Origin of the sequence: Cesiribacter sp. SM1 (assembly GCF_020178975.1) — a bacterium.
Classification (GTDB): domain Bacteria; phylum Bacteroidota; class Bacteroidia; order Cytophagales; family Cyclobacteriaceae; genus Cesiribacter.
In genome coordinates this window covers 381,226-393,618 of sequence record NZ_JAHXBU010000094.1, presented here as the reverse complement: position 1 = coordinate 393,618, position 12,393 = coordinate 381,226, and the positions used below count along the sequence as shown (strand labels likewise).

The 12,393-nt window shown below is 48.8% G+C and carries 12 protein-coding genes and 1 riboswitch; of the genes, 8 read left to right on the top strand and 4 right to left on the bottom strand.

Annotated features, from left to right (window positions below; translation table 11 throughout):
- The first annotated feature begins 100 nt into the window (after positions 1-100).
- Complete coding sequence (locus KWJ01_RS25815; RefSeq protein ID WP_225000026.1) at positions 101-805, top strand: hypothetical protein; 705 nt, start codon at positions 101-103, stop codon at positions 803-805.
- A gap of 208 nt (positions 806-1,013) precedes the next feature.
- Here KWJ01_RS25815 and tatC read toward each other — a convergent pair whose 3' ends face one another.
- Both tatC and glyA read right to left on the bottom strand, forming a co-directional pair.
- Positions 1,014-1,910, bottom strand: coding sequence for a twin-arginine translocase subunit TatC (tatC, locus tag KWJ01_RS25810; protein WP_225000363.1), 897 nt, complete (start codon positions 1,908-1,910; stop codon positions 1,014-1,016).
- 57 nt (positions 1,911-1,967) lie between these two features.
- On the bottom strand, positions 1,968-3,281 hold the full coding sequence (gene glyA / locus KWJ01_RS25805) for a serine hydroxymethyltransferase (RefSeq protein ID WP_225000025.1): 1,314 nt from the start codon (positions 3,279-3,281) through the stop codon (positions 1,968-1,970).
- A 179-nt stretch (positions 3,282-3,460) separates the two neighbouring features.
- On the opposite strand from glyA, the gene KWJ01_RS25800 reads away from it, so the two are divergent.
- Together KWJ01_RS25800 and KWJ01_RS25795 are read left to right on the top strand one after the other, a co-directional pair.
- Complete coding sequence (locus tag KWJ01_RS25800) at positions 3,461-4,174, top strand: head GIN domain-containing protein (RefSeq protein WP_225000024.1); 714 nt, start codon at positions 3,461-3,463, stop codon at positions 4,172-4,174.
- Positions 4,175-4,227: 53 nt separating this feature from the next.
- Positions 4,228-5,085, top strand: coding sequence for a universal stress protein (locus KWJ01_RS25795; RefSeq protein WP_225000023.1), 858 nt, complete (start codon positions 4,228-4,230; stop codon positions 5,083-5,085).
- Between the two features lie 144 nt (positions 5,086-5,229).
- Here the strand turns inward: KWJ01_RS25795 and KWJ01_RS25790 are convergent, their stop codons facing one another.
- On the bottom strand, positions 5,230-6,117 hold the full coding sequence (locus KWJ01_RS25790) for a DUF72 domain-containing protein (protein ID WP_225000022.1): 888 nt from the start codon (positions 6,115-6,117) through the stop codon (positions 5,230-5,232).
- A 111-nt stretch (positions 6,118-6,228) separates the two neighbouring features.
- On the opposite strand from KWJ01_RS25790, the gene KWJ01_RS25785 reads away from it, so the two are divergent.
- Positions 6,229-7,275 carry a PA0069 family radical SAM protein gene (locus KWJ01_RS25785; protein ID WP_225000021.1) on the top strand — a complete coding sequence of 349 codons (1,047 nt, stop codon included), beginning with the start codon at positions 6,229-6,231 and terminating at the stop codon, positions 7,273-7,275.
- 5 nt (positions 7,276-7,280) lie between these two features.
- Here KWJ01_RS25785 and KWJ01_RS25780 read toward each other — a convergent pair whose 3' ends face one another.
- On the bottom strand, positions 7,281-7,688 hold the full coding sequence (locus KWJ01_RS25780) for a hypothetical protein (RefSeq protein ID WP_225000020.1): 408 nt from the start codon (positions 7,686-7,688) through the stop codon (positions 7,281-7,283).
- A 147-nt stretch (positions 7,689-7,835) separates the two neighbouring features.
- Positions 7,836-7,944, top strand: a riboswitch (SAM riboswitch).
- A gap of 260 nt (positions 7,945-8,204) precedes the next feature.
- Between KWJ01_RS25780 and KWJ01_RS25775 the strand changes: the two genes are divergently transcribed.
- From KWJ01_RS25775 to KWJ01_RS25760, 4 genes are all read left to right on the top strand, one after another.
- Positions 8,205-9,536 (top strand): O-acetylhomoserine aminocarboxypropyltransferase/cysteine synthase family protein, encoded by a 1,332-nt coding sequence (locus KWJ01_RS25775; RefSeq protein WP_225000019.1) that lies wholly within the window; start codon positions 8,205-8,207, stop codon positions 9,534-9,536.
- 142 nt (positions 9,537-9,678) lie between these two features.
- Positions 9,679-10,737, top strand: a complete 1,059-nt coding sequence (metX, locus tag KWJ01_RS25770; protein ID WP_225000018.1) for a homoserine O-acetyltransferase — start codon at positions 9,679-9,681, stop codon at positions 10,735-10,737.
- A gap of 93 nt (positions 10,738-10,830) precedes the next feature.
- Complete coding sequence (locus tag KWJ01_RS25765; protein ID WP_225000017.1) at positions 10,831-11,814, top strand: homoserine dehydrogenase; 984 nt, start codon at positions 10,831-10,833, stop codon at positions 11,812-11,814.
- A gap of 327 nt (positions 11,815-12,141) precedes the next feature.
- Positions 12,142-12,315 carry a histone H1 gene (locus tag KWJ01_RS25760; protein WP_225000016.1) on the top strand — a complete coding sequence of 58 codons (174 nt, stop codon included), beginning with the start codon at positions 12,142-12,144 and terminating at the stop codon, positions 12,313-12,315.
- Positions 12,316-12,393: the final 78 nt, after the last annotated feature.

The window sequence follows — 12,393 nt, the reverse complement described above, 5'->3', positions numbered from 1 at the left end:
TGTAAGCTGCTGTCTGTAAAAGCTTCTTTTCAACTTAAAAAGCATAGGTAGTAGCGGCTATTTGTGTAATTTTATTAGCACTATTTTTAAAAGCATAACAATGAATGTATTACGCCCCCTTTTGATGGCGGCTCTTTTGGCTGCTGTTTCTGTTTCCTGTCTTAAAAGCGATGAGCCTGAGCCCAACATAGAGCCCAAAAACACATATTCAGCCACAACCATCAATACAGATTATATTTATATAGGTGTCAAAGGCGGCTGGTTTGGCTGGGCCAGGGATTCTGCCAAGATCAAACCTATGCTGGAGCGCATCACTGCCGAAGGAAAAAATCCTGGTTTTAAGAAGCAAAACACTTCACTGACAGCTCAGCCACAGACTTTATCGTTTGATAATGGTATTGCCACAATGATGCCGGGTATGGATGCTAACCGCTACTCATACCAGCTTACAGATAATGGCGGAGTTTTACTGCTCAGAGGTCTGGATACTTTAACGGTTCCTACCGAGAGCAGTACCAGGTCAGAAATACTCACTAAAATGGTTGTTAAACAACCCGCCTACAATAAGATAGAGGCAGCACCAGCAGAAGCAGACTACGAGTATCAGATACGTAGTTTACCGGAGCAGTATGCAACTGTAGGTTTTGGAGAACTGCAGTTTCCAATGATCAATTATTATTTGAAAACTAGTAATGGTGTGGAAACCTACGGCCGTGTTAATAATTATCTGAATCAGCTGATTCATCAGCAGCTGGCTACTGGCGATACACTTATGATTCAGCTCGAAGGCCATAATTTTGAATAAGATTGCCAGCCAGCCTGCAGCCCTATGTGCAAAGGCAAAGCAACAAACAGATTATACCTAAAAGTAAAAAGCTGCCCCGGATCATTCCGGGGCAGCTTTTTACTTTTAGGTAGGGGTACTACAGAAAGCTTACTTTGTGCAAGTTCATTAAGTACTGAAGATAACTGGCTGCGCTGTGTGTTTTCAGAAGTAGCTAATGGCCGGTGCTCTAATCAAACTGCTGATCCAGCGGCAGTTGTTTTTTTGGTTCTTCCAGGCGCTTTTTTTCTTCCTGCGCTTCGCGCAGTCGTTCCCGCTCTTCAAGTGCTTTAAGCTCTGCAGCTTCTTTCTTACGCTCGCGGCGTAAAATAATAGCACTTAAGTAAATACTGATTTCATAGAGCAGCATAAGCGGCAGTGCAATCAGGATCTGGCTTGTAACATCGGGTGGCGTAATAACGGCCGAAACAATCAGAATGATAACGATAGAGATCTTGCGATAGGCCCGCATGGAAGCGGGGCTTGCTACGCCCAGCTTCGTTAAAAAGAGAACGACCATGGGGAGCTGAAACATAAGCGCACAGGCCAGCACCAGCATGGTAAGGGTAGAAATATAGGAGTTAATATCGAACTCATTAACAATGCTGGGATCTACCTGGTAGTTGGCCAGAAAGTTAATGGAGAGAGGCGCAACCAGATAATAGCCGAACAGTGTACCCAGCATAAAGAGCAGGCTAACAAAAAATACGGCTCCTGTGCTTAGGGTACGTTCATTATCATACAGTGCCGGACTTACAAAACGCCATATTTCCCAGAACAGGTAGGGAAATGCACAAATAAGCCCCACCACAAAAGAGGTGGTAATGTGCATGGCAAACTGGGCCGACATTTCCCTGCTCTGCAGGATAAACGGCAGCTCATCAATACAAAGCGCATCAGATCCTACATAGGCCCCCCACTTGCACATCATCCGGTAGGTCCAGAAGTCGGTGCGTGAGGGCCCCAGTATGATATCATGAAACACCAGGTCCTTTGCCAGAAAAGCTGCGATTGTAAAAACAACCACCGCTATCAGGGCACGAATAAGATGCCACCGGAGTTCCTCCAGGTGGTCTATGAACGACATCTCTTGTGTTGCTGCCACTAATACTCTCCCCCTAAATCCTCTCTTATTACAACAAGCTTATTTATAAAGCGGAAATTCCTTCATCCATGCATTTACTTCCTGCTTCACCTGCTCCAGCACCTCTTCATTCTCGTGGTTCATCAGCACGCGGTCAATAAGCTCCACAATGCGGCCCATATGCTCTTCTTTCATGCCACGGGTGGTTACGGCAGGTGTGCCAACCCTAAAACCGGAGGTAACAAAGGGCGACTTATCATCAAAGGGCACCATGTTTTTATTAACGGTGATATCGGCCTTCACCAATGCATTTTCGGCCTGCTTACCGCTTACATTTTTATTGCGCAGGTCAATCAGCATCAGGTGGTTATCAGTTCCGCCAGATACCAGGTTGTATCCTTTTGCTACAAACGCTTCGGCCATGGCCTTAGCATTTTTAACAACCTGCAGCGTGTAATGCATATATTCATCTGTCAGCGCTTCGCCAAAAGCAACCGCTTTGCCTGCAATAACGTGCTCCAGCGGGCCGCCCTGGGTGCCCGGGAATACACCGCCATCCAGCAGCGACGACATCATGCGCACTTCGCCTTTAGGCGTTTTGATTCCCCAGGGGTTCTCAAAATCCTTGCCCATCATAATAACGCCGCCACGGGGTCCGCGCAGGGTTTTATGGGTGGTGGTGGTTACAATGTGGCAGTGCGGCAGCGGATCGTTCAGCAGCCCTTTGGCAATAAGGCCGGCCGGGTGCGATATATCAGCAAGTAAAAGGGCACCAACAGCATCGGCAATCTGGCGCAGGCGCTCATAATCCCAGTCGCGGCTATAGGCAGAGGCACCGCAGATGATCATCTTTGGCTTCTCTTTTTTTGCTATTTCTTCTACCTTATCCCAGTTTATAAGGCCTGTTTCTTTTTCAACGCCATAAAAAACAGGGTTGTACAGCTTGCCCGAGAAGTTAACAGTAGAACCATGGGTAAGATGCCCGCCATGGCTAAGGTCAAAGCCCAGGATGGTATCGCCGGGTTGCAGGCAGGCCAGCATTACGGCTGCATTGGCCTGTGCACCTGAGTGCGGCTGTACGTTGGCCCATTCGGCACCAAACAGTTCTTTCAGGCGGTCAATGGCCAGCTGCTCTACCTCATCTACCACCTCGCAACCGCCGTAGTAGCGTTTGCCAGGCAGGCCTTCTGCATATTTATTGGTTAATACGCTGCCAACAGCCTCAATTACCTGTGGTGAGGTAAAGTTCTCGGAAGCAATCAGCTCAATGCCCCGCTCCTGACGCTCGCGTTCTTCCTGGATAAGAGAAAAAACAACTTCGTCGCGGGCTATTGTATGTGCAGCGCTTTTAACTGCAGAAGAATATGCTGTCATAGCAATATAATTTTAAATTGTGGCGTAAAAATAGGATTTCGGCAGCAGATTACCAATGCCGGTTACATGCTACAGGCTCTTTGCCTCCAACAACAGGGCCGTATTTATTGTTCTCCTGATGGAGATCATTGTTTTTTGCAGCCGCTTCACGTACTTTTCATCAGAAATACAACGATTTTATGTTTAAGAGATTCTTTTGGTTAGGCTTTTTACCCCTTTTTTTTGCCTGTGGCTCTAATGAAAGAGCAGAAGAGGGCAATGGTACAGTTGTAGAAGAGCAGCGCAGCCTCGAAAAATTTTCTGATATTATAATAGAGGGCAACTATTCTATTGAATTAGCGCAGGGGGAGCCAGGTTTAACCATTGAAACAGATGAAAACCTGATGCCGCTTATCCAGACTGAGGTAAATAGAAATACGCTCCGGATCAGCAACACAAAAAAAATAGACGGATCTGATGGCGTTACCATACGCATCAGCTACCCCGAACTGGAAAGGCTGGAGGTTGGTGGCGCTGCCAATATCTCCAATACTGGCACCCTGCAGGCTAAAAACCTGGAAATAGAGGTAAGAGGAGCCGCCATGGTAGACCTGGCAATGGAAGTAAGAAAGCTGGAGCTGGAGCTCTCCGGTGCTTCTTCGGTAAGTTTTCAGGGTTCGGCCCGTCAGCTGGCGGCCGATTTAAGCGGTGCCGGTAACCTGGAGGCCTATGAGCTGCGGGTACGTGATGCCAACGTAAGCCTCAGTGGCATTGGCAGTGCAGAAGTGTATGTAACCGATAACCTGCAGGCAAAAGTGAGCGGTGTTGGCGGTATACGATTCAGGGGAAATCCACAGAACATCCAGCGCCAGGTGAGTGGCGTAGGATCTATAGAGCCAGCCAGCGCCGAATAAAAAAATTTAAACCAAAACATCAGCACATTACTATCACCACAAACACTATCGCTATGGAACGCATTCTGGTACTAACCGACTTTTCTGATATAGCAAAACAAGGACTTGAAGGAGCGGTGCGCCTGGCTCAGCAACTGGGTGGCGCCGAAATACTGCTTCTGAACACAGAGCTATCGCCACAGGGGCGGGAGTTCTCTGCCACCGGCGACATTTACTATACAGATAACCATGAAGAAGACCGCTTTATGGTTGCCCTTATCCGCAAAAATACACAAAGGCTGCAGGAGCTGGCAGCCAGCTATGAAAACAGCGGCGTACGCATTACGCCCTATATAGAGGTAGGCCCTATGCAGGAGGTGGTAGATGCTTTTATGAATAAGCACAAGCCAGACCTTATTGTAATGGGTACCAGCGGGGAAAACACTTTTGAAGAATACTTTGTAGGCAACCACACCGAACAGGTGATCAGGATAGCCAGGGTGCCGGTGATTACCATAAAGGTAACCGACAGGCCTGCAGACATCAGAAACATAGTGCTGGCTACCGACATGAACGATAAGGCCTACAACGGACTGCGCCATATTAAGGTACTGGCAGACAAACTTAGGGCTCACCTGCACCTGGTGTATGTAACCAAAAGTGGCAAAGTAGCACAAAGGCGCTCAGATGTAGAGGCTTATGCAGCAAAGCAGGGACTAAGTAACTACACCATAGGAGCAATAGAAGACAGCGACACCGAAGATGGTATTAAGCGCTATGCGGCAAGCGTAGGAGCAGACCTGATTGCTGTGATCACCCACGGACGTGAGGGACTTTCTGCCCTGCTAAGCCATAGTGTAGCCGAAGATGTAATTCGCGAAGCAAGCGTACCTGTACTTACAGTTAATATGAACGAAGCTGTAAAGCTGTAAACCGGCTTTAGGACACTATCCAAACAAAAACCTCACCTCCAGTGGTGGGGTTTTTGCTTTTATGGCAAAGCTGCAACACCTGTCAGGTTACAAAAGCCTGACAGGTGTATAACTTGTGTAACTGCTGCTGCTCCTGCTATGCTACTACTCAGCATACCACACCGGCTCCTTTAGCCTTAGGTTCGGGTTTAGGGCATTCATTTTTCTGATAAAATAAAGGGCAAGGTTAGCACCATTGCCTTGCTCTGGCTGGTGCATAAAGATGAAAACTTCCTCCAGGCCCTGTGCTATCCACTGCTGGAGCTGCAGTGCCCAGGCATCCAGCCGCTCGTAATCGGTAAGGTGCAGGTTATGGCCGTTAAAACGGATCAGTAATTTTCGGCTGCTTAAACGCATGTGCAGGGCATCGCGCCTGCCGCCAACATCTGCAATTACCGGGTGCACCCCACAGGCTTCCATCAGGGCAAACACCTCGTTTTGTGCGGTACTATCTGCAAACCAGGCTGGGTGCCTTAACTCAAGTGCCAGTTCCACATCATCGGGCATAAATGTAAGCAGTTCTTCGAGCTGCGGCAGGCGCTCCGGGCCAAAATAGGGGGGCAGCTGTAAAATGCAGGGGCCAAGGTAGCCTTCCAGGGCAGCCAGGCGCAGCAAAAACTGATCTGTCATTTCAGGATTACCCAGCATATACCGGCGGTGGCTGATGAACTGCGGTACCTTAGGGCAAAAAAGAAAGCCCTCAGGCACGGCAGCCTTCCAGCTTTCTACCACCTCTGGCCGGGGCAGGTAGTAATGCATGCCGTTCAACTCTACCGTAGGCAGCTGCTTTGCATATTCTGTCAGAAAGGAGCGCTGGGGTGTTTTTTGGGGGAAAATTCTGCCTTTGTAGCCTTTCTCAGACCAGACCGAACAGCCAACATGCACCCGCGGTGCAGCGGCTGCTTTGCCGGGTAATATTTTATCATTGATGGGGTGGGAGGGTGGTAGTGTAAAGCTAACTCCTTCTATATTTTCAAGTTTTCCAAATTTCATATTTAGGCTTTGTGCTGGAGGAGTAACAAAGAAATAGGAAAATTTAGTCGGAGGCGAGGCCGGAACAACCAAATTTATTTAGCAATTTTACTAAATAAATTGGCTTTAACTATGAATTATCTTTCCGGAAGGGGTGCTCAGTCTAATCCAGATAACAGGTTTAGTAATTTGGGGAAGGCTATGGAGCATCCGGAAGGGATCGATGAGTGGCCGGATGCCGCCCGGCCTACTCAATTTTTGACAGAAAACCCCCGGCAAATCATCAATGAAGTAAAAAGCCCCGACCTGGGCATGATGAATTCTGTAAACCCTTACCAGGGCTGCGAGCATGGCTGTATTTACTGCTATGCCCGCAACTCGCACGAGTATTGGGGCTACAGTGCAGGTCTGGATTTTGAAAGTAAAATCATTGTAAAGAAAAATGCACCTGAGCTGCTAGAAAAAGCTTTTTCGGCTAAAGGCTGGCAACCTGCCTCCATCTCCTTATCGGGTAATACAGACTGCTACCAGCCGGCAGAACGTACTTATCAGCTTACCCGCAAAATGCTACAGCTTTGCCTGAAGTGGGGAAATCCTGTAGGCATTATCACTAAAAACAGCCTGATATTGCGTGACCTTGATATTCTGAAGCCATTGGCCGAAGAAGGGTTGCTGCATGTATACATTAGTATTACCACCCTGCAGGAAGAGCTGCGGCGTAAAATGGAGCCACGTACTGCCACAGCCCGGCGGCGCCTGCAAACACTGCAGCAGTTAACTGCGGCGGGCATACCCTGCGGGGTAATGACAGCACCCATTATTCCGGGCCTAAACAGCCACGAGGTGTGGGAGCTGGTAAAGCAGGCAGCCGAACACGGCGCTTTAACGGCGGGCTACACCGTAGTGCGGCTAAATGGCCAGGTAGGGCCAATTTTTAAAGAATGGCTGGAAAAGAACTTTCCCGACAGGTTTAATAAGGTCTGGAATGGCATCTGCGCCCTGCACGGTGGCGATGTGCAGGATAGCAGGTGGGGACGCCGCATCAGCGGGCAGGGACAGGAGGCAGAAAACATAAAGCAGCTGTTCAGGGCTGCCAAAAGAAAATTTATGGCAGACAGGCAAATGCCTCCATACGACCTTAGCCGTTTCAGGCGTGGTGGTACACTGCCACTTTTTTAGCAGTCTTAGTCTGGCAGCCTGCGTATTACCAGCCTGTCGTTTGCCATTTCAATAAGCTCTGCAGAAAATTCACTTTCTGTATTTTCCGGTAATGTTACCTCAATGGTGCGCTCGTTGAGGGGGGTCCATCTTCCTTCCACTAATTCGGCAGCGCCATCATCGGGTGCTATGCCATAGTAGAAGATGCGGCCGTCTGCACGCAAATCAAACCTTTCTCTGCCACGCGAGGGAGGAAAGCTAAAGTTCGGGTGCCGGTACACCTGGTAGCCAGAGTAGTCTTCTTCATGAGAGTGTATCCAGCTGCCCATAAGACTATCAGGCATTTTATGATCGCCGCTGCTTTCGCTACACTGTTCTGCGGTAAGTAAGAGTATAGAAATCAGGAGCATTGATAAAAGTGGCAACTTTTTCATGTATTACCGGTATAAAAAGTAAGATTAAATATACGAACGATCAGGGTACTTCAACAGCTTGACTATAATTTTTTATGCTGCTACGCTTGCTTTGGTAAAGCGTGTGTAGTAGGTTTGCAGGGTCAAGTCTTCCTTTTGGACTGCTTTGATTTATACAGAAGCGCAGAGAGACAGGCTCTTTGAAGCGCTAGCAACCCTGCCCACCTTGGGCAACGGTGCTAAATCCTGATCCCGAAAAACCGGGAGAATATAAATCGTTACAGTTATGATAAACCACAACGCGCTTACAGCACCATTATCTTCCCGTAGCTTTACACAAGCAGTTATTGGCATGCCCTCTTGCTATGCCTCCGGCTTCTGTTGCTGTTGTTGTTGCATGTAACTCCCCTTTTTCTGTTAAGCTGACTGCTGGGCTGCCAGTGCAGTGTTTTCTACTGTAAGTGTGCTTTCGCAGCTCATCAGAACCCTTCAAATCTAATTTTTAGCTAAACCTTTTGCTCTCAAACTATAATCATTATGTCTGATCAAACCCAATCTCTCCGCTTTGAAACGCTGCAGCTACATGCAGGCCAGGAAATTGACCCTACTACCGGCAGCCGTGCCGTTCCTATTTACCAGACTACTTCTTATGCCTTTCGCGATGCCGAGCATGGTGCTAAATTGTTTGCCCTGCAGGAGTTTGGTAATATCTATACCCGTATTATGAATCCCACCACCGATGTGTTTGAAAAACGCATTGCTGCGCTGGAAGGTGGTGTGGCGGCTGTGGCAACGGCCTCAGGCCAGGCCGCGCAGTTTCTGGCCCTGAACAATATTTTACAGGCAGGCGATAATTTTGTTACCTCTCCTTTTCTCTATGGCGGTACTTACAACCAGTTTAAGGTAGCCTTCAGGCGCCTTGGAATAGAGGTACGCTTTGCCCATGACGACCAGGCCGATAGCCTGGAGCAGCTGATTGACGACAAAACCAAGGCCATTTATATAGAAACCCTGGGTAATCCTGGTTTCAACGTTCCCGATTTTGAGGCCATAGCAGCCCTGGCAAAGCAGTACGATATACCGCTGGTGGTGGATAATACTTTTGGCGCCGGTGGCTACCTGTTCCGCCCGCTCGAGCACGGAGCATCGGTGGTGGTTTCTTCTGCCACCAAATGGATTGGCGGCCATGGAAACTCCATAGGAGGAGTTGTGGTTGATGGTGGTAACTACAACTGGGGCAATGGTAAGTTTCCACAGTTTTCAGAGCCCTCCGAAGGCTACCATGGCCTGAACTTCTGGGAAGTTTTTGGTGAAGGAAACCCGCTGGGTCTGCCAAACATTGCCTTTGCCATTCGTACCAGGGTAGAGGGCCTGCGTGATTTTGGTCCGGCGCTTAGCCCTTTCAATTCTTTTCTGCTGCTGCAGGGGCTGGAAACCCTAAGCCTGCGGGTAGACCGCACTGTACAGAATGCCCTGGCGCTGGCGCAGTGGCTTGAGCAGCACCCCGAGGTAGAAGGAGTTAATTACCCGGGCCTGAAAAGCAGCCGCTACCATGAGCTGGCAACAAAGTATTTTAAAAGAGGCTTTGGCGGTGTGTTTACCTTCCGCATAAAGGGTGGTAAAGAGCGTGCCGAGCGCTTTGTAAACAGCTTAAAGCTGGTGAGCCACCTGGCCAATGTGGGCGATGCCAAAACCCTTATCATTCACCCGGCATCTACCACGCACCAGCAGCTTAGCGAAGCAGAGCAGCAAAGTGCAGGTGTAAACCCTAACCTGCTGCGTATCTCGGCTGGTATAGAGCATATCGACGATATCAAGGCAGACCTGGAACAGGCATTTGCTGCGGTATCTAAACCTGTGTTAGCATAACCCTGACTCCTCCCTCCGTTTTCTGTCATTACTTTTCCAGGCAGAAGACGGAGGCGGGAGCATCAGGAAATCAATTAAAGAAATAAAAAATGTCCCTGCTAAAGACTTGTTCCTGCGAGCAGTACCAGGGGAGTAGAAGTAGATGTTAGAAGTTTATAAACATACAGCCCCGTTTGAGCTGGAGGGAGGAGAAAGCCTGCCAGGTTTTGAGCTGGCCTATACCACTGCCGGCACCCTGAACCGGGAAGGCAATAATGTGGTGTGGATTTGCCATGCACTTACTGGTAATGCACAGCCAGAGGAGTGGTGGCCGGGACTGGTGGGTTCGGGTAAGCTGCTGGACCCTGACCGCTATTTTATTGTTTGTGCCAATGTGCTGGGAGGCTGTTATGGCTCTACAGGCCCTTTGAGTATAAACCCACAAACGGGCGAGCCCTGGTACCACAGTTTTCCGGTGCTCACCAACCGTGATATTGTACGGGCTTTTCAGCTGCTAAAAGAACATATTGGCATTAGCCGCATTAACGTGATGCTGGGTGGTTCCCTGGGCGGGCAACATGCCGTAGAATGGGCTATTTCCAGTCCGAAGGATATTGAACGCCTGGTGCTGCTGGCAACCAATGCCTGGCACTCTCCCTGGGGCATTGCTTTTAACGAAAGCCAGCGCATGGCCATTGAGGCCGATAGCAGCTGGTTGCAGAAAAGCCCCAAAGCTGGTGAGGGAGGCTTGAAGGTTGCGCGCAGCATTGGCATGCTCTCTTACAGAACCTGGCAAATTTATAACGAACGCCAGGCAGAGGCTGCTACCAGTGCCGATAAGCTTGAAAACTACCGCGCTGCTACTTACCAGCAGTACCAGGGGCAAAAGCTGGTTAACCGCTTTAACGCATTTACCTACTACCGTCTTTCGCAGGCAATGGATTCGCACCAGGTGGGCAGAGGCAGGGGTAGTGCGGCAGCAGCCTTAGCTGGTGTTAGCGCCAAAACACTGGTAGTGGGTGTTGATTCTGATATATTGTTTCCTGTGCATGAGCAGGAGTTTCTGGCAGCCCACATTCCCGCTGCGGCATTGCAGGTTATTTCTTCTGTGTATGGGCACGATGGTTTTCTGGTAGAGGCAGAGGCAATAGCGGCAGCTATTCAGGGCCATTTTCCGGAGCTAAGGGAAACAGCAGTTACACGAGAAAAAATAGGTTTATAAGATTTTAAATAGTGGTAAAGATGCACCAGGGCAGCTGTTTGCCAAAAGCATCTGCTTGCATTAACTAAATCACTCATTATATAAATAATATATATGGAGAGGCACTGGAAGATAGGATTGTTTGGTTTTGGTACGGTAGGCCAGGGGTTTTACCAGATTATTCAGGAGCAAAAGCTGCCCATAGAGGTGCGCCGTATTTGTGTGCGTAACCCAAACAAAGAGCGGCCGGGCCCGCCTGAACTTTTTACCTACAATGCGCACGATATCCTCGAAGATCCGGAGATTGACCTGATAGTAGAGGCCATTAGCGAAACTGAACCGGCTTTTGAAATAGTAAAAGAAGCCCTGCAGCGCTGGCTGCCTGTAACCTCTGCCTCCAAGAAAATGCTGGCCCTGCACCTGCCTGAGCTGCTGGCCCTGCAACAGGAAACCAACACTGCTTTCCGCTACGAGGCTGCCGTTGCCGGTGCCATACCTATCCTGCACCTGCTGGATGAGCCCCTGCACGAGCCGGTAGAAGAGATACGTGCCATCCTCAACGGTACCACCAATTATATATTAACACAAATGCGCCTGCAGCACTGGAGTTACGAACATGCACTGCGCGAGGCGCAGCGCCTTGGTTTTGCCGAGGCAAACCCTGCTTCTGATGTTGATGGCTGGGATGCCTGCTATAAGCTGTGCCTGCTGGCCAGGCATGCATTTGGCAAAATACTGCAGCCATCAGACGTAGAGGTGCAGGGCATTTCTGATTTACCTGTATCCCTTATCGAAGCTGCACAGCAGCAGGGGCAGCGTGTAAGGCTGCTAGGCCGGCTTAAACTGGTAAACGGGCAGCTGGAGGCAAGTGTAAAGCCTGAGGCAGTAGGTCCGGAAGATGCGCTTTTTGGCATAGAACATGAGTTGAATGCTGTGCAGGTAGATTTACGCTACAGCGGCAAGCAGCTATTTACCGGCAAAGGAGCAGGTGCTTTACCAACAGGTGCATCTGTGCTGGCCGATGTATTAAAGCTAATAGAAGGCAAGGCCTATGCCTATCCGAAGGAGGCAAAAAGCCCTAAGAAAGTGGCTGCCTGATAACGATAGGAATAATGATTGTTTATGCACCAGATTGCTGCTCCCTGAAGAGGAGCAGCTTTTTTTTGTCCAACATTTGAGCCCTGCCAGCATGCCCTCAAAACAGTATTCAGAGGGTTCTGTAAAGGGTGAAAAAATTTGGTTAAAGCCCTAAAGATTGCTCCGGATGGGCCATTCGAAAGAACAACATGCCCTTTTTCGCTGTTAAAAGCTCTAAAAACAAAAGAAAACGCGTTTTAAACAGCGCTGCTATCATCCTTTCTTATATATTTGAAAACCTTATACACAATCTTGTAGTATTATTTTTAACCAAAACATTCACAGAACATGGAGAAAATCGAAAAACTCGAACAACTGATACGTGATGCAAGAGACGATGCAGATAAGTTCTATAACAAAGAAAACAAGGCTGCTGGTACACGTCTTCGTAAGCACATGCAGGAGCTTAAAAACATAGCTCAGGAAGTTCGTAACGAAGTTACAGAAAAGAAGAACGGCTAATCCACTGGCCTAAATTGGTTAACTGACAAAGCAGGCCATAAGCCTGCTTTGTCGTTTCTGCTGCTGATTGTTTTAATC

Coding starts and splice junctions, on each gene's coding strand:
- KWJ01_RS25765 (WP_225000017.1), top strand. CDS start 10,831: ATGGAGAGGCACTGGAAGATAGGATTGTTTGGTTTTGGTACGGTAGGC.
- metX (WP_225000018.1), top strand. CDS start 9,679: ATGTTAGAAGTTTATAAACATACAGCCCCGTTTGAGCTGGAGGGAGGA.
- KWJ01_RS25790 (WP_225000022.1), bottom strand. CDS start 6,117: ATGAAATTTGGAAAACTTGAAAATATAGAAGGAGTTAGCTTTACACTA.
- KWJ01_RS25775 (WP_225000019.1), top strand. CDS start 8,205: ATGTCTGATCAAACCCAATCTCTCCGCTTTGAAACGCTGCAGCTACAT.
- KWJ01_RS25785 (WP_225000021.1), top strand. CDS start 6,229: ATGAATTATCTTTCCGGAAGGGGTGCTCAGTCTAATCCAGATAACAGG.
- KWJ01_RS25800 (WP_225000024.1), top strand. CDS start 3,461: ATGTTTAAGAGATTCTTTTGGTTAGGCTTTTTACCCCTTTTTTTTGCC.
- glyA (WP_225000025.1), bottom strand. CDS start 3,281: ATGACAGCATATTCTTCTGCAGTTAAAAGCGCTGCACATACAATAGCC.
- KWJ01_RS25780 (WP_225000020.1), bottom strand. CDS start 7,688: ATGAAAAAGTTGCCACTTTTATCAATGCTCCTGATTTCTATACTCTTA.
- KWJ01_RS25815 (WP_225000026.1), top strand. CDS start 101: ATGAATGTATTACGCCCCCTTTTGATGGCGGCTCTTTTGGCTGCTGTT.
- KWJ01_RS25760 (WP_225000016.1), top strand. CDS start 12,142: ATGGAGAAAATCGAAAAACTCGAACAACTGATACGTGATGCAAGAGAC.
- KWJ01_RS25795 (WP_225000023.1), top strand. CDS start 4,228: ATGGAACGCATTCTGGTACTAACCGACTTTTCTGATATAGCAAAACAA.
- tatC (WP_225000363.1), bottom strand. CDS start 1,910: ATGTCGTTCATAGACCACCTGGAGGAACTCCGGTGGCATCTTATTCGT.